This window comes from Paraburkholderia sp. BR10872 (assembly GCF_040965835.1).
Classification (GTDB): domain Bacteria; phylum Pseudomonadota; class Gammaproteobacteria; order Burkholderiales; family Burkholderiaceae; genus Paraburkholderia; species Paraburkholderia nodosa_A.
The window spans coordinates 30,127-55,576 of record NZ_JBFRCN010000001.1 but is presented as its reverse complement, the minus strand read 5'-3'; the positions used below and the strand labels follow the sequence as shown (position 1 = coordinate 55,576).

Annotated in this window: 25 protein-coding genes; 21 read left to right on the top strand and 4 right to left on the bottom strand. The window is 62.9% G+C overall.

Translation table 11 applies throughout. The features are described from left to right. Nucleotides 1–43 precede the first annotated feature (43 nt). The 15 genes from AB4Y43_RS00275 to AB4Y43_RS00205 all read left to right on the top strand — a co-directional run bounded on the left by AB4Y43_RS00275 (nucleotide 44) and on the right by AB4Y43_RS00205 (nucleotide 15,268). Nucleotides 44–793 carry an electron transfer flavoprotein subunit beta/FixA family protein gene (locus tag AB4Y43_RS00275; protein ID WP_368726681.1) on the top strand — a complete coding sequence of 250 codons (750 nt, stop codon included), beginning with the start codon at nucleotides 44–46 and terminating at the stop codon, nucleotides 791–793. Nucleotides 794–795: 2 nt separating this feature from the next. Further along, nucleotides 796–1,728, top strand: coding sequence for an electron transfer flavoprotein subunit alpha/FixB family protein (locus tag AB4Y43_RS00270; protein ID WP_368726680.1), 933 nt, complete (start codon nucleotides 796–798; stop codon nucleotides 1,726–1,728). A gap of 178 nt (nucleotides 1,729–1,906) precedes the next feature. Further along, nucleotides 1,907–3,265 (top strand): SRPBCC family protein, encoded by a 1,359-nt coding sequence (locus AB4Y43_RS00265; protein WP_069268808.1) that lies wholly within the window; start codon nucleotides 1,907–1,909, stop codon nucleotides 3,263–3,265. Further along, nucleotides 3,265–4,974: an FAD-binding protein gene (locus AB4Y43_RS00260; protein WP_368726679.1), complete on the top strand. Its 1,710-nt coding sequence runs from the start codon at nucleotides 3,265–3,267 to the stop codon at nucleotides 4,972–4,974. The genes AB4Y43_RS00265 and AB4Y43_RS00260 overlap by 1 nt, the downstream gene beginning before the upstream one ends. Before the next feature lie 16 nt (nucleotides 4,975–4,990). Further along, nucleotides 4,991–5,977, top strand: coding sequence for a thiamine pyrophosphate-dependent dehydrogenase E1 component subunit alpha (locus tag AB4Y43_RS00255; RefSeq protein WP_368602290.1), 987 nt, complete (start codon nucleotides 4,991–4,993; stop codon nucleotides 5,975–5,977). After that, nucleotides 5,974–6,966 (top strand): alpha-ketoacid dehydrogenase subunit beta, encoded by a 993-nt coding sequence (locus tag AB4Y43_RS00250; RefSeq protein ID WP_342947379.1) that lies wholly within the window; start codon nucleotides 5,974–5,976, stop codon nucleotides 6,964–6,966. Before AB4Y43_RS00255 ends, AB4Y43_RS00250 begins: the two co-directional genes overlap by 4 nt. 44 nt (nucleotides 6,967–7,010) lie before the next feature. Continuing rightward, complete coding sequence (locus AB4Y43_RS00245; protein ID WP_069268804.1) at nucleotides 7,011–7,241, top strand: biotin/lipoyl-containing protein; 231 nt, start codon at nucleotides 7,011–7,013, stop codon at nucleotides 7,239–7,241. Between the two features lie 50 nt (nucleotides 7,242–7,291). After that, nucleotides 7,292–8,113: a 2-oxo acid dehydrogenase subunit E2 gene (locus AB4Y43_RS00240; RefSeq protein WP_083245640.1), complete on the top strand. Its 822-nt coding sequence runs from the start codon at nucleotides 7,292–7,294 to the stop codon at nucleotides 8,111–8,113. A gap of 33 nt (nucleotides 8,114–8,146) precedes the next feature. Beyond that, nucleotides 8,147–9,676 carry a class I adenylate-forming enzyme family protein gene (locus AB4Y43_RS00235; protein ID WP_069268802.1) on the top strand — a complete coding sequence of 510 codons (1,530 nt, stop codon included), beginning with the start codon at nucleotides 8,147–8,149 and terminating at the stop codon, nucleotides 9,674–9,676. Nucleotides 9,677–9,713: 37 nt separating this feature from the next. Continuing rightward, nucleotides 9,714–10,607 (top strand): crotonase/enoyl-CoA hydratase family protein, encoded by an 894-nt coding sequence (locus tag AB4Y43_RS00230; protein ID WP_069268801.1) that lies wholly within the window; start codon nucleotides 9,714–9,716, stop codon nucleotides 10,605–10,607. Nucleotides 10,608–10,638: 31 nt separating this feature from the next. After that, complete coding sequence (locus tag AB4Y43_RS00225) at nucleotides 10,639–11,418, top strand: enoyl-CoA hydratase-related protein (protein WP_069268818.1); 780 nt, start codon at nucleotides 10,639–10,641, stop codon at nucleotides 11,416–11,418. Nucleotides 11,419–11,494: 76 nt separating this feature from the next. Continuing rightward, on the top strand, nucleotides 11,495–12,697 hold the full coding sequence (locus AB4Y43_RS00220; protein WP_368726678.1) for an acyl-CoA dehydrogenase family protein: 1,203 nt from the start codon (nucleotides 11,495–11,497) through the stop codon (nucleotides 12,695–12,697). A 2-nt stretch (nucleotides 12,698–12,699) separates the two neighbouring features. After that, the gene (locus AB4Y43_RS00215) at nucleotides 12,700–13,842 is read left to right on the top strand and encodes an acyl-CoA dehydrogenase family protein (protein ID WP_368726677.1); all 1,143 of its coding nucleotides are present in this window, start codon (nucleotides 12,700–12,702) and stop codon (nucleotides 13,840–13,842) included. Nucleotides 13,843–13,859: 17 nt separating this feature from the next. Further along, the gene (locus AB4Y43_RS00210; protein ID WP_368685185.1) at nucleotides 13,860–14,693 is read left to right on the top strand and encodes an SDR family oxidoreductase; all 834 of its coding nucleotides are present in this window, start codon (nucleotides 13,860–13,862) and stop codon (nucleotides 14,691–14,693) included. After that, complete coding sequence (locus AB4Y43_RS00205) at nucleotides 14,690–15,268, top strand: nuclear transport factor 2 family protein (protein WP_368726676.1); 579 nt, start codon at nucleotides 14,690–14,692, stop codon at nucleotides 15,266–15,268. Before AB4Y43_RS00210 ends, AB4Y43_RS00205 begins: the two co-directional genes overlap by 4 nt. Nucleotides 15,269–15,320: 52 nt before the next feature. Here AB4Y43_RS00205 and AB4Y43_RS00200 read toward each other — a convergent pair whose 3' ends face one another. From AB4Y43_RS00200 to AB4Y43_RS00185, 4 genes are all read right to left on the bottom strand, one after another. Next, the gene (locus AB4Y43_RS00200; protein WP_342947386.1) at nucleotides 15,321–16,097 is read right to left on the bottom strand and encodes an SDR family NAD(P)-dependent oxidoreductase; all 777 of its coding nucleotides are present in this window, start codon (nucleotides 16,095–16,097) and stop codon (nucleotides 15,321–15,323) included. Between the two features lie 5 nt (nucleotides 16,098–16,102). Then, on the bottom strand, nucleotides 16,103–16,423 hold the full coding sequence (locus AB4Y43_RS00195; RefSeq protein WP_069268796.1) for a 2Fe-2S iron-sulfur cluster-binding protein: 321 nt from the start codon (nucleotides 16,421–16,423) through the stop codon (nucleotides 16,103–16,105). Between the two features lie 21 nt (nucleotides 16,424–16,444). Continuing rightward, complete coding sequence (locus tag AB4Y43_RS00190) at nucleotides 16,445–17,707, bottom strand: FAD-dependent oxidoreductase (protein ID WP_342947387.1); 1,263 nt, start codon at nucleotides 17,705–17,707, stop codon at nucleotides 16,445–16,447. A 110-nt stretch (nucleotides 17,708–17,817) separates the two neighbouring features. Beyond that, complete coding sequence (locus AB4Y43_RS00185) at nucleotides 17,818–18,546, bottom strand: TetR family transcriptional regulator (protein ID WP_342947388.1); 729 nt, start codon at nucleotides 18,544–18,546, stop codon at nucleotides 17,818–17,820. Nucleotides 18,547–18,710: 164 nt separating this feature from the next. On the opposite strand from AB4Y43_RS00185, the gene AB4Y43_RS00180 reads away from it, so the two are divergent. From AB4Y43_RS00180 to AB4Y43_RS00155, 6 genes are all read left to right on the top strand, one after another. After that, complete coding sequence (locus AB4Y43_RS00180) at nucleotides 18,711–19,955, top strand: cytochrome P450 (protein WP_069268793.1); 1,245 nt, start codon at nucleotides 18,711–18,713, stop codon at nucleotides 19,953–19,955. A gap of 114 nt (nucleotides 19,956–20,069) precedes the next feature. Next, nucleotides 20,070–21,671: a GMC family oxidoreductase gene (locus AB4Y43_RS00175; protein WP_368726675.1), complete on the top strand. Its 1,602-nt coding sequence runs from the start codon at nucleotides 20,070–20,072 to the stop codon at nucleotides 21,669–21,671. Then, nucleotides 21,668–22,438: an enoyl-CoA hydratase/isomerase family protein gene (locus tag AB4Y43_RS00170; protein ID WP_368726674.1), complete on the top strand. Its 771-nt coding sequence runs from the start codon at nucleotides 21,668–21,670 to the stop codon at nucleotides 22,436–22,438. Before AB4Y43_RS00175 ends, AB4Y43_RS00170 begins: the two co-directional genes overlap by 4 nt. 37 nt (nucleotides 22,439–22,475) lie before the next feature. Further along, nucleotides 22,476–23,642 carry a serine hydrolase domain-containing protein gene (locus AB4Y43_RS00165; protein ID WP_368726673.1) on the top strand — a complete coding sequence of 389 codons (1,167 nt, stop codon included), beginning with the start codon at nucleotides 22,476–22,478 and terminating at the stop codon, nucleotides 23,640–23,642. A gap of 8 nt (nucleotides 23,643–23,650) precedes the next feature. Further along, nucleotides 23,651–24,508 carry a MaoC family dehydratase N-terminal domain-containing protein gene (locus AB4Y43_RS00160; RefSeq protein ID WP_342947393.1) on the top strand — a complete coding sequence of 286 codons (858 nt, stop codon included), beginning with the start codon at nucleotides 23,651–23,653 and terminating at the stop codon, nucleotides 24,506–24,508. A 64-nt stretch (nucleotides 24,509–24,572) separates the two neighbouring features. Continuing rightward, a complete protein-coding gene (locus AB4Y43_RS00155; RefSeq protein ID WP_368726911.1) occupies nucleotides 24,573–25,403 on the top strand; it encodes a CoA ester lyase in 831 nt (276 codons plus the stop codon). The last annotated feature ends 47 nt before the right edge of the window (nucleotides 25,404–25,450 follow it).

Sequence of the window (25,450 nt, the reverse complement as noted above, 5' to 3'; positions counted from 1 at the left end):
CAGAATATAGAACATTGTTCAACAAAGCGTTCGGAGCGTCAAATTGAAGATACTGGTCGCGGTGAAGCGCGTGATCGACTACAACGTGAAACCGCGGGTGAAAGCCGATGGTTCGGGCGTCGATCTGGCCAACGTGAAAATGGCCATGAATCCGTTCGACGAGATCGCGGTGGAGGAGGCGGTGCGCCTCAAGGAAGCGGGTATTGCGAGTGAAGTCGTCGTGGTATCGGCGGGAACTGCGCAATCGCAGGAGGTGTTGCGCACGGCGCTCGCCATGGGGGCGGATCGCGCAGTGCTCGTCGAAAGCGATGCCGACCTGCAGCCTCTCGCAGTCGCCAAACTGCTGAGCGCCGTTGCGTCGCGGGAAAACCCGCAGCTGGTATTGCTCGGCAAGCAGGCCATCGACAACGACGCTGGTCAAACCGGTCAAAAGCTCGCCGCATTGCTCGGCTGGCCGCAAGCGACATTCGCGTTCAAGACGGAAGTAGACGAGCGGCAACTGATCGTTACACGTGAGATCGACGGTGGTCTTGAACGTGTCGCGCTCGATCTGCCAGCGGTGGTCACGACCGATCTGCGCCTGAATAGCCCGCGCTATGTGACGCTCCCCAACATCATGAAGGCGAAGAAGAAACCGCTGGAGACGCTGAGTCCCGAAGCGCTGAACGTTGACGTCGCGCCTCGTTTGAAGGTTCTCGAAGTGACTGAGCCGCCGGCGCGTAAAGGCGGCGTAATGGTTCCGGATGCTGCAGCGCTGATTGAAAAGCTTCGCAACGAAGCGAAGGTGATCTGATCATGACTATTCTCGTAATCGCCGAACACGACAACGCAACCCTGCAGCGCGCCACGCTCAACGCCGTCACGGCGGCGGGCGCAGCGGGCGGCGACATTCATGTGCTGGTGGCGGGCCACGGCGCCGCGGCCGTGGTTGAGCAAGCGGCCAGCATTGCCGGCGTCGCCGAGGTGCTGGTGGCGGACGCACCGGAGTACGCGCACGCGCTGCCGGAAAATCTCGCCTTTCTCGTTGTTTCACTTGCCAGCGGCTATACGCATGTGATTGCCGCTTCGACGGCCGTGGGCAAGAACTTCATGCCCCGCGTGGCGGCGTTGCTCGACAGCGCGCAGATTTCCGATGTCGTCGCCATCAGAGCGCCCGATGTATTCGTGCGTCCGATCTACGCGGGCAATGCACTCGCAACGGTGCAATCGTCCGATGCCATCAAGGTCATCACGATCCGCCCGACCGCTTTCGATGCGGCGGCCACCGGTTCGGGCACCGCGCCCGCGCGCGCGATTGCCACGGCACCGGCCTTCGATAGGGCCCGTTTTGTCGGTCAGGAACTCACGAAGTCGAGCCGCCCGGAGCTTTCCGCGGCGAATATCGTCGTGTCGGGCGGTCGCGGCATGCAGAACGGCGATAACTTCAAGCTGCTCGATGCGCTCGCGGACAAGCTTGGTGCGGCCGTCGGCGCTTCGCGCGCGGCCGTCGATGCCGGTTTCGTGCCGAACGACTATCAAGTCGGGCAGACCGGCAAGATCGTCGCGCCCCGGTTGTATATCGCCGTCGGCATCTCCGGCGCTATTCAGCACCTTGCGGGCATGAAGGACTCGAAAGTCATCGTCGCAATCAACAAGGACAGCGAGGCCCCGATTTTTCAGGTGGCCGATTACGGTCTCACCGCCGATCTGTTCGAAGCGGTACCCGCACTGACCGCGGCGCTCGATTGAGTTCGATTGACGTTCGTCCGGATTGACAGCAATCCGGGCGCAGGCCTAGCATCTGAACGCCGTTCACGAAAATTGCACCGATAGTTGCATATTGGTTACCGACCGGGCTGCAAAACGAGCGGCCGCGACATAAAAAGCCGGAACCGGCGCCTACGCCGGCCACATCAAGGAGATATCCATGGGTAACAGAGGTCCCGATTCGGGTGCGCACACGGTCAGACTCGATTTCGTCCCGAAGGACAGTTACCTGTCGAAGCAGTTTCTCGAGCGGGAGAACGAGCGCCTGTGGCCGCGCGTGTGGCAGGTTGCCTGCCGCCTGGAAGAGATTCCCAATGTCGGCGACTACGTGACTTTCGATGTGGCGGGCGAGTCAATCATCGTCGTGCGCAAGTCGGCTGAAGAAATCAAGGCCTTTTTCAACGTTTGCCAGCATCGCGGGCGCCGCTTGACCAACGGTTGCGGCAAGGCCGCGAAGTTTCACTGCGCCTATCACGGCTGGCAGTGGAATCTGGACGGCAGCGTGGCGCGCGTGCTCGACCGGCAAGACTGGGAAGGCTGCCCGGAAATGGCCGATGGCGATCTGCGTCTCACCGACGTTCTGGTGGACACGTGGGGCGGTTTCGTTTTCATCAACATGGATCCGAACGCCGAACCGCTCGCAAGATTCCTCGATCCGGTGCCGGAGATCACGAACTGCTTCGAGTTCGAGAAGATGCGCTACCGCTGGTACAAGTCGATTCGCCTGCCGTGCAACTGGAAGGTCGCACTCGAAGCGTTCAACGAAGGCTATCACGTTGCCGCAACGCACCCGCAGTTGCTCGACGTTGCCGGCGACGACGTGACGCGCAGCTTCGCCTACGGCCGCCACGGCATGTTCGGGTACTCGACGGCCACGCGCATGATCGGCGCGCCGTCGCCGCGCACTGGCAAGCCCATGCCTGAGGATGTGCGGCAGGGTCTCGTGAACTTCTTCCGCGTCATGGAAGAAACGCTCAAGGCGATCAACACGGCTCGCGACTATGAAGCCGCGAAGCGTTTGATGCACGAAATGTCGCCGTCGGGCAACCAGTTCGAAGTCTTGGGGAAGGCGATGGAGTTCCAGCGCGAAGCGGCTATCGCAGAAGGTGCGGGCTGGCCCGAGATTACGTTCGAACAGCTCGGTCGCGCGGGTGCGGACTGGCACGTGTTTCCGAATCTCGTGTTTCTCCCGTACCCCGATGGCGCGCTGTTCTATCGTGCGCGGCCGGACGGCGACAACCCCGATTCGTGCATCTACGACATCTGGTCGCTTCAGCGCTTCGCGCCGGGTGCGGAGCCGCCGTTGAAGCGTGAGTTCTATTACGGCGTGGACGACTGGAAAGAGAACGCGCAGGAAAACTTCGGCCTGATCCTGTGGCAGGACTTCCAGAACATGACCAACGTGCAGCAGGGCATGAAGTCGCGCGGGTTCAAGGGTTCGCGCACGAATCCGCTGCAGGAAACGTCGGTGTCGAACTTCCATCGCGCGCTGCGCGAATTCATCGCGCAGGAGGAGTGATGTCGGGGACCTGGGACGCTAGCTACGATTTCGTGGTGGTCGGCAGCGGTGGCGGTTCGATGTGCGCTGCGCTTGCCTGCAAGTCGGTGGGCAAGGATGCGCTCATCATCGAGAAGCTGCCGAAGGTCGGCGGCTCGACCGGTTATTCGGGCGGGGTGTGGTGGTTGCCTAACAATCACGTGATGAAGCGTCACGGCGTGAGCGATTCGTATGAACGCGCGCGCCAGTACTTCGACGCGGCGGTGACCTATCAAGGCCCGGGCACATCGGAGGCGCGGCGCGAGGCGTATCTGCGCACCGGACCGAAGATGGCCGAGTTCCTCGAAGAGCAGGGTATGCAGTTCGTGTACGCGGACGGCTGGTCCGACTACTACGACACGCTGCCCGGTGGCGAGCCGCGTGGCCGTTCGCTGCTGGCAAAGCTGTTCGACGTGAAGGAGCTGGGCGAATGGGCGCCGCGTCTGTCGCGCTACAAGGGCCCTTCGATGCCGGCCAATTCGGACGAGTATCCGCAACTCTTTCTGATGAAGCGCACGTGGGGCGGCAAGCGCAAGGCGATGCAGCTTGGCGGCCGCATGCTGTATCAGAAGATCACGGGCAAAGAGCTGGTTGCCAACGGCGCGGCAATTCAGGGGCGCATGCTGCAGATGGCGTTGCGTGCGAACGTGCCGATCTGGACCGACACGCCAGTGCGCGAACTCATTGTCGAGGACGGGCGCGTGACCGGCATCGTTGCGGTCCGCAGCGGCCGCGAAATGCGCATCCAGGCTCGCGAAGGCGTGCTGCTCAACACCGGCGGCTTTTCGCACAACGCGGAAATGCGCCGCAAATACCAACCGCAGCCTTCATCGGCGGCTTGGACGAACGCGAATCCGGGCGATACCGGCGAAATCCTGCAAGCCGCCATCGCGCTCGGCGGCGCCGTGGACTGCATGGAGGAGGCGTGGTGGGTCGTGACGTCGCTCGGCCCCAACGAAGAACTGCCCGAGGGCGCGCGCGCGCCGGACGGTTCACCGCTGCCGTTTATGCATCACCTCGACCTCTCACTGCCGTTTTCCATCATGGTTGATCAGGATGGCGAACGCTTCTGCGACGAAGCGGGCGCCTACATGGAAATCGGCCAGCGCATGTACCAGCGCCACAAGGAGACCGGCAAGGCCGTGCCCGCGTGGGTCGTCATGGACAGCCGGCAGCGCAAGTATTACCCGTGGGGCACCGCCATGCCGGGGCAGATTCCTGAGAAGTGGCTCGACAGCGGCTACATGATCAAGGCCGATACGCTCGAAGAACTGGCCGCGAAATGCCATATCGACCGCGCTGGTCTGCTCAAAACGATCGAGCGCTTCAACGGCTTCTGCGAAACGGGCGTCGACGAAGACTACGGGCGTGGTTCGCGCGCATTCGATCGCTGTCATGGCGACCCGACCATCAAGCCGAACCCGAACCTCGGGCCGATCGAAGAGGGCCCCTTCTACGCCGTGCGCATGTACCCCGGCGACGTAGGTACGGCGGGCGGCCTCGTGACCGACGAATACGCTCGCGTGCTCAGGGATGACGGCACGCAGATTCCCGGCCTGTACGCCACCGGCAACTGCACGGCATCCGTTGTCGGCCGCTGCTATCCGGGCGCCGGCAGCAGTATCGGCGCGTCGTTCGTATTTGGTTATATCGCGGCGCTCCATGCAAGCGGCGCGCCAAAAATCTGGTGAGACAGGAGAGATACGAATGAACGCCTATCAGCCGCCCAGCAGTGAAGTCCTGGTCGACATTTACCGGCGCATGGCACTCATCAAGCAGAACGATGAGCGCTTTCGTGCCGTCATCAAGTCCGGCAAGCTGGTCATGCCGTACTACTCGCCGCGCGGCCAGGAGGTGATTCCCTCCGCGATGTCGGTGTGCCTCACCGACGACGACTACATCTGCACGATCTACCGTGGCGTTCACGACATGATCGCCAAGGGTGTGCCGCTCAAGGAATTGTGGGCCGAACTGGGCGGCCGCGTGACCGGCACCTGCAAGGGCAAGGGCGGCCCGATGCACGTTACCCATCCCGCATCCGGCGTCATGGTGACGACGGGCATCGTGGGCAGTTCCATGCCCATTGCAAACGGCCTCGCGCTGGCCGCGCAGATTCGTGGCGAGCCGCGGGTGGCCGTGGCTTATTTCGGCGACGGCGCGTCGAATATCGGTGCTTTCCATGAGTCGCTGAATATGGCTTCCGTCTGGAAGTTGCCGGTGATCTTCGTGTGCCAGAACAACGGCTATGCCGAGCACACGAAATACGCTTACGGCACGTCTGTGGCGAATATCGCGCAGCGAGCCGTCGCGTATCAGATGCCCGGCGTCACGGTCAACGGCAACGATCCGATCGCGATGCACAGGGCGGCACACGAGGCGGTCGAACGCGCTCGCAACGGCGGCGGCCCGACGCTCATCGAAGCGAATACCTTCCGCTTTCAGGGGCACGTGTTCGGCGACCCGGACGCGTACATGGACAAGCACGAAAAGGCCGCCTGGGTGGCCAGGGATCCCGTGCCGCTCTTCCGGCAGTGGCTCATCGAAGCGAAGCACGCAACCGAAGAGCAACTGGCCGCGATGGAATCCGATCACGAGACGCAGATCGATGCTGCTGTCGAATTCACGTTGTCGAGCGAATATCCCGACGTTGCGGAGCTTCGCCGTGACATCTTCAAGGACGAGGTGATCGCATGAGCCAGGCACCCACGAACATCAACACTATCCAGGCCGTCAACTACGCGCTCGACGACGCAATGGCGGCCGACGCCAATGTGATCGTGCTGGGTGAAGACGTGGCCGATGGCCAGGAGGGCGGCATTGTCGGCGTAACGAAGGGACTGTCTTCGAAATACGGCACGTCGCGCGTGCGTTCGACGCCGATCTCGGAGCAGGCCATCATCGGCGCCGCGATCGGCGCGTCGATGGTCGGCATGCGTCCCGTTGCGGAAATCATGCTGATGAACTTCACGACGGTCGCGATGGACATGATCGTCAATCACGCCGCGAAGTTGCGCTTCATGTCGGGCGGACAGACCAACGTGCCGCTCGTCATTCGCACCATGACGGGCGCGGGGTTCGGCACGGGCGGACAGCATGCCGATTACCTGGAGGCATGGTTCGCGCACGTTGCGGGCATCAAGGTCGTCGCGCCTTCCAACCCGGCCGATGCCTATGGCCTGATGCTGTCCTGCATCCGCGACGACGACCCCTGCCTGTTCATCGAGAACATGCCGTCCTACTGGAATCCGGGCAATGCGCCGGAGCGCGGCGTGGCGATTGCGCTTGGCAAGGCAAACGTGGTGCGCGCAGGCACCGACGTGACGGTGATCAGCTACAGCCGCCGCATGCAAGAGGTCATGGTTGCCGCGGAGGCGCTCGCGAAAGATGGCATCGCGTGTGAAGTGATCGATTTGCGCACTGTCTCTCCGTTGGATACCGAAACGATATTGACTTCGGTTGCCAAAACGGGACGTGCCGTCGTCGTACACGAGGCGGTCAGGCCGTTCGGCGTGGGCGCGGAAATCGCTTCGCGCATTTACGAAGCCCTTTTCCGCGAACTCAAGGCGCCGGTGCAGCGCGTGGGCGCGCAATTCTGCCCTGTGCCGTTCTCCAAGCCGCTTGAGGACGCCTTCGTTCCGGGCGTGGCCGATATCGAAGCGGCGGTTCGCGCCACGTTGAAATAAGAGCGGCGCACCCCAAGGATTTTCATCATCAATAGAGCAATGTCATGACCACACAAGTTCTGCTTCCCAAACTGGGCTTTTCGATGAACGAAGGCACGCTGGCCGAATGGCTGGCCGAAGACGGCGCGACCGTCAACGAAGGCCAGATTCTCTACGCGCTGGAGAGCGACAAGTCGATTCAGGAAGTCGAGTCGCCGGCGTCGGGCAAGCTGCGCATCGTCGCACAGGTTGGCGAGGTGTATCCCGTCGGCACGCTGCTGGCGGAAATCGTCTGATCGGCTTCACGCCGTCAAGTACCCAAAGGTCGTTTGAAGAGGCATCCGCGATGAGTGTCGAATCCGTTGCTAACCGGTCGCAGGCCAATGCGAATGCCGGACCCGGCGAACCCGTAACGCCTGCATTGGGTGCCAATTTGCCGCCCTGGCCGCAGGTCGACTTCGCCGAATTCGGCGAGGTGGAGATCAAGCCGGTCTCGCGCATCCAGAAACTCACAGGCGCCTTCCTGTCGCGCAACTGGCTCACGATTCCGCATGTGACGCACCACGACGACGCGGATATCACATCGCTCGAAACCTGGCGCAAGGCGCGCAACGAGGCGAATGCGGCAGTGAAGCTCACACCGCTCGTGTTTCTCATCAAGGCGGTGGTGCGCGCTTTGCAGGAGTTTCCGCAATTCAACGCTTCGCTCGACGGGGATGGCAAGAACATCGTCCTCAAGAAGTATTTCCACATTGGGGTCGCGGTCGACACCCGCTTTGGACTGCTCGTGCCGGTGCTGCGTGATTGCGACAAGAAGAGCGTCGAGGAACTCGCAACCGAACTCGCGGCGATTTCCCTGAAGGCGCGCGAAAAGGGCCTTTCGATGGCGGAGATGTCTGGCGGTTGCTTTTCGATCAGCTCGCTCGGCGGCTTTGGGGGCACCGGCTTCACGCCTATCGTCAATGCGCCGGAGGTGGCGATTCTCGGCGTGACCAAAACACGGCTGGCGGCCGCACCCGCGGAAGACGGCGGTGGCGGTATTAGCTGGCGCAAGATGTTACCCCTCTCGCTGAGCTACGACCATCGCGTGATCAACGGAGCCGATGCGGCGCGCTTCGCCGCATTCATCGGGACCGTGCTGGCCGATCCGCAGGCGCTCGCAGGCTAAAAGAACGAAGTGACAAACAACGACGGGACTGAAATGAGAACCCTTGGCGAGATGATTGAGCGAAACGCTCGCTTGCATGCCGACCACACGGCGCTCGTGTACGCTGAGCGCCGTTTGACGCACGCTCAGTTGGCCGAGCGCGCGCGCCGCTTCTCTGGGGCGCTCTATGAGCGCGGCCTGCGGCGTCAGGATCGGGTTGCGATCCTCGCGATGAATTGTGCGGAGTACTACGAGAGTTACCGCGCATGCGAGTGGGCAGGCTTCATTCTGGCAACCGTCAACTTCCGGCTGGCGCCAGCGGAGATTCTTTATATCCTCAAGGATGCGGCCCCCAAGGCGCTTGTCTTCGAGGCGCAGTACGCGGATGTCGTGGATGAGCTGCGTTCGCAATTGCCGGAAATCGAGCAGTACATCTGCATCGGCGACACGCCGCAGTGGGCCGTTTCATTCGAAGCGGTGATGGACGAGGGCCCGCTGGAAGGGCCGCCGATCCGATCGAACCCGGAAGACTACGCTTACCTGATGTACACCAGCGGCACCACGGGGCGTCCCAAGGGCGTCGTTCGCACGCACCACGCCATGTGCGTCACCGCGGAAAGTTGCGCGCTCGTCACGGAGTTTTCCGGCAACACGCGCGTGCTGCAAACCACGCCGGCGTTCCATGTCGGCGGCATTGGCTTCGTCAATTCTGTGGCCTGGATGGGCGGCACGACGGTCGTGCATCGCGGCTTCGAGCCGAAGCAGATGCTGGAAACGATCGCCGAGGAGCGTATCACCTTCACGTTCATGGTGGCAGCCATGCTTCAGGCGGTGCTCGACGTGCCGGAACTGTCGAGCTACGACGTATCGAGCATCGAGAACATCGTCACCGCGGCGGCACCCGTGCCTGCGCCGCTGCTTTCGCGTGGCATTCGGGTGCTCGGCCCCGTGTTTTCGGTCCAATACGGCATGACCGAGAGCAACGCATGCTGGTTGCCTTCTCACGAGGTCAAGCCGCACGGCTCGCCGGAACAGGTTCGGCGCCTCGCATCGGTCGGGCGCCCGTGTCCCGGCATCGAACTACGCATCGTCGACGACCACGGCAACGACTTGCCGCAAGGCCGGACGGGCGAGGTATGGCTGCGCTCGCAGACGCAATTGAGCGGCTACTGGAATAACAGCGTCGCGACGGTGGAAGCGCTGCGAGACGGCTGGTATCGATCCGGCGACATGGGCTATCAGGACAAGGACGGCTACATCTTCCTCGTCGACCGCAAGAAGGACATGATCATTTCGGGCGGGGAGAACATTTACAGCCGTGAAGTCGAGGACGCACTGGTGCAGCATCCCGCCGTCGTCGACGTGGCCGTGATCGGGGTTCCGCATGAGAAGTGGGGCGAATGCGTCAAGGCGATCGTCGTTCTGCGTCGGGGCGAACAAGCGAGCGAAGCCGAGCTGATCGAATTTTGTCGCGACCTGATCGCGAGCTACAAGTGCCCGAAAGCCATTGCGTTCGTCGACGAGCTACCGAGGTTGCCGACAGGCAAGATCAGCAAGGTGATTCTGCGCAAGCAGTTTGCGTAGTTGAACCGGCAATCGCTTCATTCAGAGAGAACCGATCATGGCAAAATGGCTAAAAAGTACGGAGTGCGTACAGTTCGAAGTCGCGGAGCGCGTTGCACGCATCACGCTGAATCGCCCGGACAAGCGCAATGCCATCAACAATCCGCTGCTGCAGGAACTCAAGGCGGCGTTGCTGGAAGCCGACGATTTGAAGTCGGTCAACGTGATCGTGCTTTCGGGGGCGGGCCGTGACTTCTGCGCGGGATACGACCTCGTGACGACGTATACGGACCGGGCGGCGGAAGCCATCGATCCGGGTGAGTATCGTGGCACGATCCGCAGTTTCGACGACGACTGCTGGTCGATGGAGCGGCAGGCAGAGACGGTCAATCTGATGGCCGAGATCCACAAGCCGATCATCGCGCAGGTTCACGGCAACTGTCTTGCAGGCGGCACGGATCTCGCGCTCGCATGCGACATGGTGATCGCCGCCGACAACGCGAGAATCGGTTTTCCCGCCACGCGCGCCAACGGCTCCCCCCCCGCGCATATGTGGTTCTATCACGTCGGCCCTCAGTGGGCGAAACGTCTGCTGCTTTCCGGAGATTCGCTGTCAGGAAGAGACGCGGCGAAAATCGGCCTCGTCATGGACGCGGTGCCGGCGGAGCAACTCGAGGCGGAGGTGGGCGAACTGGCGCGCCGTCTGTCTTTCGTCGACGCCGATCTGTTGGCGGCCAACAAGCGCATCGTCAACATCGGCTTGGAACTGGCCGGTTCGCGCACGCTTCAGCGGCTCGCCGTGGAGAACGACTCGCGGGCTCACCAGAGCCAGGGACCGCGCCGCGCGCAGTTCAAGGCAGATATGGAAGCGGTTGGGCTGAAGGAAGCGCTCAAGCGCCGCGACGAGCCCTTCGGCGACGGAATGATCCGCCTGCACGCTCGTGGCAGTTGACGAACCGAACTCGAACGAAGATCCGAACATCATGGACGTTGAACTCACATTGAACGGCGCGGTTGCGACGCTGTGCCTGAACCGCCCCGAGAAGCTCAATGCACTGACGCCGGAAATGCTGCAACTAATTCTCGGCCACCTCGATCGCATCGAGCAGGACCCGGAGATTCGCGCGGTCATTCTCACCGGCGCAGGCCGCGCTTTCTGCGCAGGCGCCGATATCAAAGGCAGCGGCGCCGCGCCGCCGCAGATGAGCGTTGCCCATGCTCGTGCTTCGATGGCCGTCTATCAGAAGATCGCGCTCAGGCTGTACAACCTGAACAAGCCGATGGTCGCGGCTGTGCGGGGCGTTGCGGTGGGTATCGCGTGGAGCTTCGCGCTCTGCGCGGACCAGCTGGTCGTTTCCGACACGGCGCAGTTCATTCCCGCGTTCCTGATGCGCGCCACGCTGCCCGAAGGCGGCATGGTGCATCTGCTTGCGCGTCACTGCGGCGAGTTTCGCGCCAAGGAAATCATGTATCTGAATCGCCGGCTGACAGGCCAGGAAGCGCTCGATATGGGCCTTGCCAGCCACTTCGTCGAGGACGGCGAACTCGACGCGGCAGCCGCGAAGCTGGCCGGCGAACTGGCGGCCGGCCCGACCTTTTCGCTTGGCCTGACGAAGCAATTGTTCCGGTTGAACGCCGCAAGCATGGAAGAGTTTCTGGCCCAGGAGCTGAATGCTGTAGCGCTCGCGGTAAATTCGGAAGACGCAGCGGAGGGCCGGCTGGCCGCGAGAGAAAAACGAGCGCCTGCCTTCCGTGGCCGCTAAAGGGGCTCCTCCACGAGCAGGGCGAGCCCGGCCGGTCTGATATACGGGTGCGTAAAGGATTCAGGAGTCGGGAAACATGAATTTTGCTTATAGCAAGGAAGACGAAGCGTTTCGCCAGGAAGTGATGCAGTTCTTCAAGGAGCATGCACCCGCCGATATTTCACGCCGGTGGCGCGTGGGCGTGCATCCGCCTGCGCGCGATGATATTCGCAAGTGGCAGGGCATTCTGTACGAGCGTGGCTGGGGCGCGCCCCATTTGCCGGTCGAGCATGGCGGCACCGACTGGAGCGGGTTTCGCAAGCATATCTTCATGGAAGAGCTGTACAACGCCGATGCCATGGACTACAGCTGGCAGTCCACGCATATGGTCGCGCCCGTCATCATCGCGTTCGGCTCGGCCTGGCAAAAGGAGCGCTTCCTGAAGCCGCTCCTGCGTGGCGACGAATTTTGGTGCCAGGGATTCTCGGAACCGAACGCGGGCTCCGACCTCGCCGGACTGAGAACCACGGCGGTACTCGATGGCGACGAGTACGTCATCAACGGCCAGAAGATCTGGACGAGCGACGCCACGATTGCCGACTGGGGATTCTTTCTCGTCAAGACCGATACGACGGTCAAGCCGCAGCGTGGCATCTCGTTCCTGCTCGTCAAGATGGACACGCCGGGCATTACCGTGCGTCCGATCGTGTCGATCGAAGGCGGCAGGGGACTGAACGAGGTGTTCCTCGAGAACGTCCGTGTGCCGAAGACGCATCTCGTGGGTGAGGCGGGCATGGGTTGGACCTATGCGAAGTACCTGCTGGAGAAGGAGCGCACGACGAGCGCGTTCCTGTACTTCAACAAACGTGAGTTGCAACGCGCGAAGGACATCGCCGCTCAGGAGATGGTCGACGGCGTGCGGCTGATCGATACGCCCGGGTTCGCGCGCAAGGTTGCGGAGATCGAAACGGATCTCATGGCGCTCGAGTGGTCGGTGCTACGCATCCTCGCCGAAGAGAAGAGCGAGCGCAATCTCGACGCTGTGGTGTCCGCGCTGAAGATCAGCGGGTCGGAAATGCAGCAGCGCGTGACGCAACTCCAGATGGACGCGCTGGGTCCTCGCGTGATGCGCTTCGACGACCACAGCGTCGCGCACGCCGATCCCGCGGTCGACGAAAACTGGCCAGATTACGTGGGCGGCCGCACGTCGGGCTATCTCATCGCGCGCGCATCCACCATTTACGGCGGTGCGCGCGAAGTGCAGAAGAACATCATTGCGAAACTCGCATTCGGACTGTAGCCATGGACTTCAACTTCTCCGAAGAACAATTGATGCTGAAGGATGGCGCCGAGCGCTACGTCCATCAGGAGTACGGATTCGAGGCGCGCACGCACATCGCGGCGCAGCAGGAGGGCTTCAGCCGCGAGCATTGGCGCGCATACGCGGAGCTTGGCTGGCTTGGGCTGACCATGCCGGAAGATGTTGGCGGCCTGGGTTGTTCGTTTGTCGAAATGGCGATCCTGATGGAGGCGCTCGGCCGCGGCATGGCGCTCGAGCCGGTCGTGCAAACGGCACTGCTGTGCGCCACGATCATCGAGCGGGGCGACGCGCAGTCACAGCGCGAAACGCTGCTGCCCGCCGTCATCGAAGGCAAGCTGCTGCTTTCGCTCGCGGATAGTGAAGCGGGCAGCCGCTACAAGGTGGGTTGCCATGGGCGAACCCATGCTCGTAAAACCTCCTCGGGTTACCTGATCAGCGGTGCGAAGACGCTGGTGGTAGCCGGTGAGTCGGCAGATCAACTGCTCGTGACCGCGCGAGTGGAAACCGCATCGCAAGGCGTGGCCGTGTTTCTTGTCCACCGTCGTGCTGCGGGCGTCACGTGCCGGTCGTATCGCCTGCTCGACGGCTCCCGTGCGGCGGATCTCGACTTGCACGACGTCGAGGTCGGCGACGATGCGCTGATCGTCGGACCGGAGCGCGCGCTGGAGGTGCTCACGCAGGCAACGGAACTCGCCGCCCTGGCGAGCGTGGCCGAGAGCCTCGGCATGATGGAGGCGGTGATGGCCATCACTTCGGAGTACATCAAGGGGCGATCGCAGTTCGGCCAGCCCCTCGGCAAGTTCCAGGCATTGCAGCACCGCATGGCGGAGATGTTCGTCGCCACGCAGGAAGCGCGCTCGATGTTGTACTGCGGGATCGCGCACCTGGACCGTCCCGCGGCCGAACGCAGCCGGGCCATCTCGGCGGCCAAGGCCGTTGCCGCGCGTGCCAATCGCTTCGTTTGCGCGCAGGGTATCCAGTTGCACGGCGGCATGGGACTGACCGAGGAATATCCGATCGGCCATTACTTCCGCAAGATGGCGATGATGGAAAAGATGTTCGGCGATATCGACTTTCATCTCGACCGCGTTGCGGCAAGTAACCGCACACCGGTAACGGTGTGAGCCCGGAGGAGCAGATCGTGCAACGCGTGAAAGACAAGATTGCGATTGTGACCGGGGCGGCATCGGGTATCGGCGCCGCCTGTGCCGCGAGGCTCGCGCAGGAAGGCGCGTTGCTGGTGGTGGCGGATCTGAATCTCGAAGGCGCGCAGGAGCAGGTTCGCCGTATCAAGGAGTCGGGCGGCCAGGCGATTGCGGCGCGTGTCGATATCGGCGACGAAAGCTCGATCGCGGCGTTGTTCGATCTCACGCTCGAGACGTGGGGCGGCCTCGATATCCTGCACAACAACGCCGCGGCCACGTCGCTCTCCAGTACGGTCGATGCGGCGGTCGAGGCGGTCGACGTCGCGGTGTGGGACGACACGATGCGCATCAATCTTCGCGGCACGATGCTGGCTTCGCGGCGCGCGCTGCCGCTCATGCGCTTGCGCGGCGGCGGTTCGATCATCAATACCTCTTCGGGCTCGGCTCAGGCAGGTGCGCTCGGGTACAGCGCCTATGGCGTCTGCAAGGCAGGCATCGAGAATTTGACGCGCTACCTAGCCGCGCAGCACGGCAAGGAGGGCATACGGTGCAACGCGATTGCTCCCGGGCTGATCGTCACGCCGGTGACTGAGGCTTACTACGTGGGCGAACTCGGGGAAATGATGCTGAGCCACCATCTCACGCCTCGCCTTGGGCAGCCCGAAGACATTGCGCACGCGGTCGTGTATCTCGCTTCGGACGAAGCCGCGTTCGTCACGGGCCAGGTATTCAACGTTGACGGTGGACTGCTTTCGCACCAGCCGTACTATGCCGATGAAATCCGCGCACGTTCGGCCAACGCGGCCATCGCGGCCAAGGGGGCGGCATGACGACGGACCTCAGCCTTCTTGCGCGTGTCGAACGCATCGAGGCGCAACTCGCCATTCAGCAGTTGCCGGTGCGATACGCGCTCGCGGTCGATTCGCGCGATCAGGACAGCCTCGTGCAACTGTTCGCCGAGGACGTCGATTGCGGCCGCTGGGGCGTGGGGCGCGCTGCGCTGAAAACGTTCTACGGGTCCGAACATATCCTGCGCGGGTTTTATCGCAGTATCCACCAGATTTGCGGCCACGCAGTGGATTTCATCGACGCCGACCATGCGACGGGTAGCGTATATTGCCGCGCGGAGCACGAGGACAACGGCTCGTGGGTGGTGATGGCGATCTGTTACTTCGATCACTATGTGCGGCGCGACGGGCAGTGGTATTTCGAGCGGCGCGAAGAGCAGCACTGGTATTCGACGGACTGGCTCGCACGTCCCGGCGCGCCGCGCTTCCAGAACTGGCCCGGCAAATATGAGGGCGATCGGTACCAGCCGCGTCTCCCGCAGGGCTTTCCGACGTGGGCGGCGTTCTGGAGCAAGAGCGAACAACACGCCATCGACGCGTTGACGAAGGCGCCGTAAGCGCCGCCGTAATCGTGTTTGCGCTTTTGGCGCTAGCGCGTGGGCGAGTGCATCAAAGCGCCGCTTCCCCGCGCAGTAGCACGTCCGCGCCACCGTCCGCGAAGGGTACCTGGCCCACCATGTAGGCGTTGGCCGGACCGGCGAGGAACGCAAGGAGCGGAACGATCTGCTCCGCGCTCGCATAGTCCCGCACGGCGGTGGGTACACCCGCTGCAAGCGCCTCGCGGCCCTCGGCGGTTTCCAGCAGCGGCGCGACCATCGGCGTTTTCACAATGCCCGGCGCGATGCCGTTCAGCAGCACCCCTTGGTCGGCCCAGCCAGGCAGCACGGCCGTGCGCCGTATCCATTGGGTCAGCGCGCGTTTGGACGACGCATAGCATTGCGCGCCGATTTTCGCGGCCTGTTCCCGCGCGGCGGTTTCGTCGCCGTGGAGGCATAACTCGACGAGCCGCGTATCGACGGGATGAAGCGAGGCCAGTGAAGAGATCACCACAACGCGGGGCTGCTTTCCACGCTGCAGGAGCGGCAACAGGCGCGGCAGCAGGTCCGCAACGCCGAAGTAGTTGACCGACACGAGCGTATCGCCGGCCACGGGGGGAGATACGCCGGCGCACGCGACCACCGCGTCGATCGATGGCGCAATCTCCTGCACGCGCGCGACGAGCGCTGCACGTTCCGCCGGGTCGGAGAGGTCCGAACACACTTCGGCGTTGTTCAGATCGACGCCAATCACCCGTTCGCCGAGTGCGGACAAATGCCGGGCGAGGGCGGCGCCCATGCCGGAAGCCGCGCCGGTGATTAGCGTCGTGCGTGGGGCAGTCGTGGTCATGACGCTCAAGCCGCCGAGCCGGGCAGACGCACCACCAGGCCGTCCAGTTCCGGCGTCATGAAGATCTGGCACGTCAGACGGCTGTTTTCGCGCACGTCCATCGCGCAGGTGAGCATGTCGACTTCGTAGGACTCGGCCGCTGGCATGTGGCCGCGCCAGGCTTCGTCGACGTAGGCGTGACAGGTCGCGCAACTGCAACTGCCGCCACAATCTCCGAGAATGCCCGGGACCTGGTTGTTCACGGCGGTTTGCATGACCGAGTCGCCAACGTTGGCGCTTACGCTGGCTTCGCTGCCGTCCGGCTGGATGAATCGAATGAGCGGCATGGCTTCTGGACCTCTGAAAATTTAGTTGGACTGGGGAAGCAGACTTTTCAACGGGATCGACTCGTCGGCGAGATCGGCCGCACGAACCGGAATTTTCTCGGCGACGAACCGCTTTGCCAGCATGAATTCGGGCGCGCGGCTCACCGTGTCGGCTGCGAGCATCACGCCGTCCTTGAGATAAAACGCCGAAAACGAGCGGCTCTCGGGACTGCCGCGCAAGACGAGTTCGTCGTAGCCCTGGGACAGCCCGACCATCTTGAGCTTCAGATCGTATTGATCGGACCAGAACCACGGCACGCTGTTATAGACGCGCTCCTTGCCGCACAGCGACGCCGCGGCGGTGCGGGCCTGCTCGAGTGCGTTCGGCACCGACTCCAGGCGCAGCCGCCGGCCGAGCGCGGGATTGGGATGATTGGTGCAATCGCCGACCGCGAAAATATTCGGATCGGAGGTGCGCGTATGCTCGTCCACCACAATGCCGTTGTCGACGGCGAGACCCGCGGCCTGCGCGAGTTCGGTGGCGGGCTCCAGTCCCACGCCGACGATGACGAGATCCGCCGCGACACGCGTGCCGTCCGCGCAGCAGATTGCGGCGACGGCGTCGCGGGACGCGTCGAGTTCGAATCCGCTCACGATCGCTTTCGTGCGGATGTCGACCCCGGCCTCGCGGTGCACTTTCTCGTAGAACGCGGAAAGCTCGGGCGCGGTGACGCGCGCGAGCACACGCGGCAATGCCTCGAGCACGGTGACGTGCAAGCCGCGCTTCACGGCCACGGCAGCCACTTCGAGGCCGACATATCCGCCGCCGATGATCACGAGGCGCGAGCCCGCATGAAACTGGTTACGAATGCGCGCGACGTGATCGAGCGTGCGAAGGTAGTGAAAGTTCTGCAGCTTCTCGATGGCTTCGATACCCGGCAACGCGAGTCGCCGCGCGCGGCCGCCGGTGGCCAGAACGAGCTTCGCGTAGCTGATCTCGCTGCCATCGGAGAGTGTGACCCGTTTCGCCTCACGGTCGATGCGCTCCGCGCGCGTATTCGGAATGAACTCGACGCGTGCCTTGTCGTAAGTCGAAAGCGGTTTCAGGTAGAGCTGCTCGGCGGTCGATTCGCCCGACAGGAATGCTTTCGAAAGCGGTGGCCGCTGGTACGGCAAATGCGGTTCTTCTCCCACCATCACGATGCGTCCCGTCCAACCCTGTTCGCGGATCGCGGTCGCGCATTCTCCCGCAGCGTGACCCGCTCCAACGATCAGCGCGGTGTTTTCTGCGTCTACAGCTGTCATAAGGCGAACTCCGTCTCGCACGGCCGCGCTCGCTGCGGCCTCAGTTATTTTGAATAATGTTCTAAATTGTGAACGACGGTCGCCGCGGCTGTCAATGCTCATAACCCCGCTCACGCACCCCGTTGGTCCCGCGCGGCGTTGACCATCGCCTCGATGCCGCCAACCGCAAAGCGGATCAAATAGGTGCGCATGCGCTCGATATGTGGTGACGTCAGTGCGCGCGTTCCGGATCGGGCTTCTTTCGCGTACAGCTCGTTGAGCACCAGGTGAAACACGGACTCGACGAAATGCTGCACGAGTTCGACGGTTTCCCGCGTCGTGCCGGGCAGTGCCTTCGCGAAGGCGTCGCGGTAGCGCGCCGCGGCCGGCGCGTATTGGTCGTAGAACGGCGCCGTGAGGTCGGGGCGCTCCAGCAGGCAGCCGATCTGGGTCAGCAGGCGCAGGTAGTTTCGCCACCCCGGGTCGCCGCTTTTCAGATGCGCGAAGGCCGGCGCGGAAAGCGCGGTCACGATGGCTTCCACATCGGGGCGCTCGCCATGTTGCGGCGCGAGCGCCGCTTCCAGCGATTCGATCACCTGCTGGCTGATCACGGTTGCGCGGCGGCCTATCGCCTGCTGGAACAGGGCGTCCTTGCTGCCGAAGTGGTAGCGCGCGAGGCTCAGCTCCATGCCGCAGCTCTGCATGATGTCGCGAATCGACGTACCAAAGTAACCATGCATCGCGAACAGCCTTTCGGCTGTATCGAGAATGCGCTCGGGCGTTGTGCTGCGAGCCGAAGCGCGCGGTTCCTTGTTATCGGCTGCCGGGCTGCTGGCGGCCTGGGTATTGCTCGACGACATAGTTTCCCTTTCATTACAGGCGCAAACCGGTCAAGCGCCGGAGGCCCTTCAACCGAATAATAAAACGTTCTTGCACAATCGTGCAAAATCGAACATAGTTCAACTATAGGTACAAACGGCAAGGCCGTGCACCTGCAATCGAACGACTAATGGAGACTGGAACCATGGCTGGCGCGCTGCGACTTGAAGACTTCGACGATCCGACGTTCAACCCCTTTTTCGAGGATTCGCTCGCTTACGGAGCCGATGCCAACCCGTATCCGCGCATTGCCGAGCTGCGCGAAAAAGGCATGGTTCAGGAAGGGGACTATCGTGTGCTGATGGGCGGTGCCGCGGACCTGACGATGTCCGATGTCGCGCACTACTGCGTATTCGGATACGACGAGGTATCGCAGGTGCTGGGTGATCCGGCGACGTTCTCGAACAAGTCTTACGAGCGCAATATCGGCATCAGCTTCGGACGCAGCATTTCGACGATGGATGCGCCAGAGCACCCGCGCTACCGCCGCATTTTCCAGAAAGCGTTCTTGCCGCACACGGTGGCGGCATGGGGCGACACATTGGTCGATCCTGTGGTAAACGAACTGATGTCGAAGTTCGTGGATCGCGGGCATGCGGATCTCGTCAACGAGTTCACGCTTCACTATCCGTTCAATATCATCTACCGCCAGCTCGCATTGCCGCCGGAGGACGTGAAGATCTTCCACAAGCTGGCGATCGCGCAAACGCTGGTTTCGATCGACGTGGCGCACGGCGTGGAGGCATCGACGAAGCTGGGCGCTTATTTCGCGCAACTCGTCGAGGCGCGCCGCGGCAATCCAGGCGACGATCTCGTCAGCGCGCTGGCCACCGCGGAAGTCGATGGCGAATTGCTGCCGGACGAGGTCGTCATTTCGTTCCTGCGCCAACTCGTGAATGCGGGCGGCGACACCACTTATCGCGCAACCAGCGTGCTGCTGCTCGCACTGCTGCGCGATCCGGCACAGCTCGAAGCGGTGCGCCAGGATCGTACGCTGGTCGCCCAGGCGATCGAAGAGGCTCTGCGCTGGGACGGTCCGGTGTTGATGCAGTCGCGCATGGCGACGCGTGACGTCACGCTCGGTGGCGTCGAGATTCCCGCGGGCGCATTTCTGGACGTGCTGGCGGGCAGCGCCAATCGCGATCCCAGCCGCTTCCCCGATCCGGACAAGTTCGACATCTATCGCAAACCGGCTCACCGCCATTTCGCGTTTGCGTATGGACCGCACGTGTGCATTGGTCAACATCTCGCGCGTGTGGAGATGACGCGCGCGCTCAACGCGATCCTCGACCGCCTGCCCAATCTTCGTCTCGATCCGGCCGCGCAGGCACCGCAGATCAACGGCATCATGATGCGCGTTCCGCATTCGATTCCCGTCGTCTTCGGCTAATCAGAACAAAGCCGGCCTCATGGGCTTTTTACGAGGCCGACCGACAAGACAGGTGCCGCTGGCCAGCTCGCATATTGAGTTGCCCGGCGCGCACCGACGGTGGAGAACGCATTGATGACGGAGTTTGACTATGTCGTGGTTGGCGCGGGCGCCGCAGGTTGCGTGCTCGCCAACCGTCTTTCGCAAAGCGGGCGCCATACGGTGCTGCTCATTGAAGCAGGGCCCGAGGACCGCAGTCCCTTGATCCGGATGCCAAAGGGATTCGGAAAGCTGCTGGGCGATCCGGCTCACGCCTGGTTCATCCCCGTGCAGCCCGACGACGGCAACGGGCACCGCAATGAAATCTGGCTGCGCGGCAAGATGCTCGGAGGTTCGAGCAGCATCAACGGCATGGTGTACATGCGCGGACATCCCGAGGACTACGACGGATGGAGCGAACTGGGCGTGGAGGGCTGGAGCTGGCAAAACCTGGCGCCGTGCTTCAGGCAGATCGAAGATCACGCGCTGGGCGCCGACGAACTGCGGGGATCGGGCGGCCCACTGAAAGTCTCGCCGTATGCGCAGCGCAACCGCATTGGCGACGCTGTTCTCGAGGCGTGCCGGTCGCTTGGTATTCGGCGCGTGGAGGATATCAACCGGCTCGATCACGAGGGCGTGGCTTATCTGATCTACACGATACGCAACGGGCGGCGGCAAAGCTCGGCCGAAGCGTTTCTGAAGCCCGTTCGTTCGCGCAAGAATCTCACGGTCGTTACTGCGACGCAGGCTGTGCGAATCGTTTTTGACGGCACGCGCGCAACAGGCGTGCAATGCGAAAGCGCGGGGCAGCAGATCGTCTATCGTGCACGCCGCGAACTGATTCTGTCGGCCGGAGCGATCGAGTCGCCGCGGCTTTTGCAGTTGTCGGGCATTGGCGATCCCGGTCATCTGCAGTCGCTTGGCATCCCGATCGTGGCAGCGATCCCGGGTGTCGGGCTGAACATGCGCGAGCACTATCTGTATATGGTGCAGGTGCGTTTGCGGCATTGGCGCGACTCGCAGAACCGGCAGTTCAGCGGCCTGCGCTTGTGGCGCAACGCGATGCAGTATTTCCTGTTCCGCCGTGGCGTGATGTCGCTCGGCTCGTATCAGGTGGGCGGCTTCGTCAAGACTGCTCCCGACGCGAAGCGCCCCGACGTTCAACTGATGATGGCGCCGTACTCGATGGATTTCGGCGCGGCCGGCTATGCGTTCGAGAGGTTCCCTGGCATGCAGCTCTTCAGCTATCCACTGCGTCCGCGCAGTGAAGGACATGTGAGGATTCAGTCGGCGGACCCCCGTGTGCCGCCCGAAGTCGTTGCGAACTACCTTGCCGATTCGTACGACCAGCGGATGGCCGTCAGCGCATTCCGGCTCATGCGCAACGTGCTGGCCGCCGAGCCGCTAGCCAGCCTGCTGGAAGGAGAAACGCGTCCAGGTTCCGCCGTTCAGACCGACGCCGAGATCCTCGACCTCTACCGGCGCGAGGGGCAGTCCGGCTTTCACGCTTGCGGCACCTGCAAGATGGGCTCCGGTCCGCTTGCCGTGCTCGATTCGCGCTTGCGGGTGCGGGGCGTTGAAGGCCTGCGCGTGATGGATCTCTCCGTGACGCCCACGATGATCTCCGGCAACACCAATGGCCCCATGATGGCGATGGCATGGCGTGCCGCCGGCCTGATCCTCGAGGATGCGCGATGAGCCACCTCGAGGACTACGGCAAGCGCTTTGCGAACATCGAATTCGAGCGGCGCGATGGCGTTCTTCTGGTACGCCTGCACACGAACGGCGGCCCGCTCAAGTGGGGCGCGCTCGACGGCAGCATTCACAGTCAGCTGGGCGAGGCGTTCTATCAGATTGCACGCGACCTCGAAAATCGCGTAGTGATCCTGACGGGCACCGGCGATGCGTTCTGCGACGCCATGAACTACGCCGAGCTGCCGGCGGAACCGCTTGCGCAAATCTGGCCGCGCCTTCAGCGCGAGGGGCAGGACTTGCTCATGCAACTGCTGGACATTCCGGTTCCCGTTATCGGCGCGATCAACGGCCCGGCACTCATTCACGCCGAGTTGCTCGTGCTGTCCGATATCGTGCTCGCGTCCAGTCACGCTGAAATCTCGGATCAGGCGCACTTCGTTCACGGCGTCGTGCCGGCGGATGGTGTGCAGATCGTCTGGCCGATGTTGGTCGGCCATAACCGCGCACGCCATTTTCTGCTCACCGGCGAGCGCATGACGGCGCAACGCGCGTGGGAGCTTGGCGTGGTCGGCGAAGTCGTCACGCAGGAAGCGCTGCTCGATCGCGCCTGGGAGATCGCCCGCAGCCTCGCGGCGAAGCCGATCGAAACCCTGCGCTATACCCGCGCGGTCTTTGCTCAGCCGTTCAAGCGGCGCATGGCCGACGAACTGGGCTACGGACTCGCGCTCGAAGGGCTCGCCGGTATTGCCGCGCAGTCTGGCAAGACCTAGCCGTCAAAGCGACATGTTCACGAATGGGAGACACGATATGGACCTGGCAGTGCATACATTAACCGAGCGAAACGCGATCGTTCAAAAGGCGCTCGACCGTGCGACGCGGGAGGGTGGCGAGATCGGCGTGCAGGTGGCGGCCTATCTCAATGGCAAACTCGTGATCGACGCATGGAGCGGCGTGGCCGATCCGGCCACCGGCCGCCTCGTTGACGGCGATACGCTCTTCAACGTCTATTCGGTGACGAAGGCAGTCGCGGCAACCGCGCTGCACATTCTGGCAGACCGCGGGCTCATCGAATACGACGCGCCGGTCGCGCGCTATTGGCCGGAGTACGGTGCGCACGGGAAAGACAAGACGACGGTACGCGATGTGCTGACTCACCGCGCCTGCGTGCCGCAGATGCCGGACGGCGTGACGCCGGAACTGATGTGCGATTGGCAATGGATGACGCGCGCCATCGCGAACCTGGAGCCGCTCGCCGAGCCGGGCACGAAGACGCTTTATCTTTCGATGACCTTCGGCTGGATCGTTGGGGAACTGGTCCGACGCGCCGACCCGAAGAAGCGCTCGCTGGGCCGCTTCGTTCAGGAGGAGATTGCGAAGCCGCTCGGTATACACGATCTCTGGATTGGCATTCCTGATGAAGTCGAGCCACGCATTGCTCGTCTTACCGATGCAATGGTGCCGGTTCCCGCGGAATACCTGCCGCCGCTGTTCTTGCGCTCGATGCCGCAGCAGGTCGCACTGACGCCGCATGTGTTCGAGCGCCCGGACGTACGGCGCGCCGAGGTGGCGGGCGTGGGCGGGATCTTCAATGCGCGTAGTGAAGCGCGTTTCTGGGCGATGCTTGCGTGCGGTGGTGAGCTGGACGGCGTGAGGATCCTTTCGAAGGAACGCGTGGCCACGCTGAATACGCCCCGCGCCAACAGCGAAGAGCCGGACCCCGTGATGTTCGGCTTTCCGATTCCGATCACGATCGGCGGCTTCTGGTTCGGCGGCAATCATCCGCCGGTGACGGCGGCGCGTTCGCCGCGCGCATTGTGTCATCCGGGGCAGGGCAATTCGATCGGCTGGGCGGACCCGGACACGGGACTCGCGGTGGCAATCTGCCACAACAAGCTGTTCAATCCGACCACGCCGGAAGAAGATCCACTGCTCCCGATCGCTGTTGCGATTCGTGAAGCGCTCGATCTGGAGTGATCACCGCAATGGTCATGGATATCACGTATTTGCAGCAATGGACTGGACGCACCGAGGAAGTGCGGGACCAGGTCACTCTCACGCCGATGGCGGCGCTCGGCGCCATGCTCGACCGCGACGACCCGTCTGCTGCGGCGGGCGATGACTTGCCGCCGTTGTGGCACTGGCTTTATTTTCTGCCGGTTCATCGTCAGTCGATGGTCGGGTCGGACGGTCATCCAAAGCGTGGAGGTTTCCTGCCGCCTGTCGACTTGCCGCGGCGTATGTGGGCGGGCAGTCAACTCGAGTTTCTGCGGCCGCTGAAGGCGGGAAGCGCGATTACGCGTCTTTCGCGCATCGAAAGCGTTGCGCACAAGCAGGGACGCACCGGCGACCTGGTGTTCGTCAACGTCAAGCACGAGGTTGGCGATGTGGCCGGCGTTGCGATCGTCGAACGCCAGGATATCGTTTATCGCGATCATCCGGCGGGGAGTGAAAAGCCGGCTGCGCCACAGGCCGCGCCCGCGAGCGCTCAGTGGGCGCGCGAGGTCGTTCCCGATCCCGTGCTGCTGTTTCGCTATTCGGCGCTCACCTTGAATGGTCATCGTATTCACTACGATCGGCCATACGCGACCGGCGAAGAGGGATATGAGGGGCTCGTCGTGCACGGCCCTCTGCTCGCCACGCTACTTATGGACTCGCTGAGATCCGAGCTGCCGGGCGCGCGCGTGCGATCGTTTTCGTTCCGCGCGATCAAGCCGGTGGTGGACACGTCACCTTTCTACGTCTGCGGGAAGCGGGACGAATCGGACCCCGGCAAGGTGATGTTGTGGATTTCGGGTAGCGATGGGTCGTTGCGCATGGAAGCATCGGCCGTGCTCGCCTGATGTGTTGAATCCGGTCCGCCAACGTGTTTCAACTTCCGCGGCCCGGTCTCTGAACTGGAGTTTTATGCGTTCGTTTCTTTTTGTGCCTGGGAGCAAACCCGAGCGATTCGCCAAGGCGCTCGCGGCAGGCGCCGATGCAGTGATCGTGGACCTCGAAGACGCCGTCGCTGACGCGGATAAGGCGTCAGCACGCGAACATGTTGCCGATGCCGCGCGAACATTTGTGGCTGCGCCTGTTCGCGTGCTGCTGCGCATCAACGGCGCAGGCACTCAGTGGTTCGAGGATGACCTCTCGCTTGCAGTGCTCGACGGTATCGATGGCATCGTGCTGCCCAAGGCGGAGAATTCGGCAGCGCTGACCGCTGTCGCCACGGCAACGCAGAAGCCGATATGGCCGATCATCGAATCCGCCGAGGGCGTCTGGAACGCGTTGGAAGTGGCGCGCATGCCCGGTGTCGAGCGGCTCATTTTCGGCTCGGTGGACTTCGAACTCGATCTCGATTGCGATGGTTCATGGGACGCGCTGCTGCACGCGCGTTCGCGCATCGTGCTGGCATCGCGTGTAGCCGGAATTCAGTCTCCGGTGGATGGCGTAACCGTGGCGATCAATGACGAACGGCAACTTGCGGAGGACTCGTCGAAGGCAAGATCGCTGGGTTTCGGCGGCAAGCTGTGCATTCATCCACGCCAGGTTGAAGCGGTCAATGCCGCGTTCAGCCCGAGCGCAGATGAAATTGCCAAGGCGCGGCGAATCGTCGAGGCGTACGAGCGCGCTGAAGGCGGGGCAGTGTCCGTGGATGGACGGATGGTGGACTTGCCGGTCTTGCTCAAGGCAAGACGCATAGTCGGTTTGTCCGAAAAGACCGAAAGCGTGCGCGGTTCGGTAGAAGCGTAAGGAGAACTGCGGGGCGCCCGCGCCGCCACCGCATGATGTGGCGCGGG

Excerpts from the sequence above, each read along its gene's own strand:
- AB4Y43_RS00270 (WP_368726680.1), top strand. The coding sequence starts at position 796 with ATGACTATTCTCGTAATCGCCGAACACGACAACGCAACCCTGCAGCGC.
- AB4Y43_RS00265 (WP_069268808.1), top strand. The coding sequence starts at position 1,907 with ATGGGTAACAGAGGTCCCGATTCGGGTGCGCACACGGTCAGACTCGAT.
- AB4Y43_RS00260 (WP_368726679.1), top strand. The coding sequence starts at position 3,265 with ATGTCGGGGACCTGGGACGCTAGCTACGATTTCGTGGTGGTCGGCAGC.
- AB4Y43_RS00255 (WP_368602290.1), top strand. The coding sequence starts at position 4,991 with ATGAACGCCTATCAGCCGCCCAGCAGTGAAGTCCTGGTCGACATTTAC.
- AB4Y43_RS00250 (WP_342947379.1), top strand. The coding sequence starts at position 5,974 with ATGAGCCAGGCACCCACGAACATCAACACTATCCAGGCCGTCAACTAC.
- AB4Y43_RS00245 (WP_069268804.1), top strand. The coding sequence starts at position 7,011 with ATGACCACACAAGTTCTGCTTCCCAAACTGGGCTTTTCGATGAACGAA.
- AB4Y43_RS00240 (WP_083245640.1), top strand. The coding sequence starts at position 7,292 with ATGAGTGTCGAATCCGTTGCTAACCGGTCGCAGGCCAATGCGAATGCC.
- AB4Y43_RS00235 (WP_069268802.1), top strand. The coding sequence starts at position 8,147 with ATGAGAACCCTTGGCGAGATGATTGAGCGAAACGCTCGCTTGCATGCC.
- AB4Y43_RS00230 (WP_069268801.1), top strand. The coding sequence starts at position 9,714 with ATGGCAAAATGGCTAAAAAGTACGGAGTGCGTACAGTTCGAAGTCGCG.
- AB4Y43_RS00225 (WP_069268818.1), top strand. The coding sequence starts at position 10,639 with ATGGACGTTGAACTCACATTGAACGGCGCGGTTGCGACGCTGTGCCTG.
- AB4Y43_RS00220 (WP_368726678.1), top strand. The coding sequence starts at position 11,495 with ATGAATTTTGCTTATAGCAAGGAAGACGAAGCGTTTCGCCAGGAAGTG.
- AB4Y43_RS00215 (WP_368726677.1), top strand. The coding sequence starts at position 12,700 with ATGGACTTCAACTTCTCCGAAGAACAATTGATGCTGAAGGATGGCGCC.
- AB4Y43_RS00205 (WP_368726676.1), top strand. The coding sequence starts at position 14,690 with ATGACGACGGACCTCAGCCTTCTTGCGCGTGTCGAACGCATCGAGGCG.
- AB4Y43_RS00200 (WP_342947386.1), bottom strand. The coding sequence starts at position 16,097 with ATGACCACGACTGCCCCACGCACGACGCTAATCACCGGCGCGGCTTCC.
- AB4Y43_RS00195 (WP_069268796.1), bottom strand. The coding sequence starts at position 16,423 with ATGCCGCTCATTCGATTCATCCAGCCGGACGGCAGCGAAGCCAGCGTA.
- AB4Y43_RS00190 (WP_342947387.1), bottom strand. The coding sequence starts at position 17,707 with ATGACAGCTGTAGACGCAGAAAACACCGCGCTGATCGTTGGAGCGGGT.
- AB4Y43_RS00185 (WP_342947388.1), bottom strand. The coding sequence starts at position 18,546 with ATGTCGTCGAGCAATACCCAGGCCGCCAGCAGCCCGGCAGCCGATAAC.
- AB4Y43_RS00180 (WP_069268793.1), top strand. The coding sequence starts at position 18,711 with ATGGCTGGCGCGCTGCGACTTGAAGACTTCGACGATCCGACGTTCAAC.
- AB4Y43_RS00175 (WP_368726675.1), top strand. The coding sequence starts at position 20,070 with ATGACGGAGTTTGACTATGTCGTGGTTGGCGCGGGCGCCGCAGGTTGC.
- AB4Y43_RS00170 (WP_368726674.1), top strand. The coding sequence starts at position 21,668 with ATGAGCCACCTCGAGGACTACGGCAAGCGCTTTGCGAACATCGAATTC.
- AB4Y43_RS00165 (WP_368726673.1), top strand. The coding sequence starts at position 22,476 with ATGGACCTGGCAGTGCATACATTAACCGAGCGAAACGCGATCGTTCAA.
- AB4Y43_RS00160 (WP_342947393.1), top strand. The coding sequence starts at position 23,651 with ATGGTCATGGATATCACGTATTTGCAGCAATGGACTGGACGCACCGAG.
- AB4Y43_RS00155 (WP_368726911.1), top strand. The coding sequence starts at position 24,573 with ATGCGTTCGTTTCTTTTTGTGCCTGGGAGCAAACCCGAGCGATTCGCC.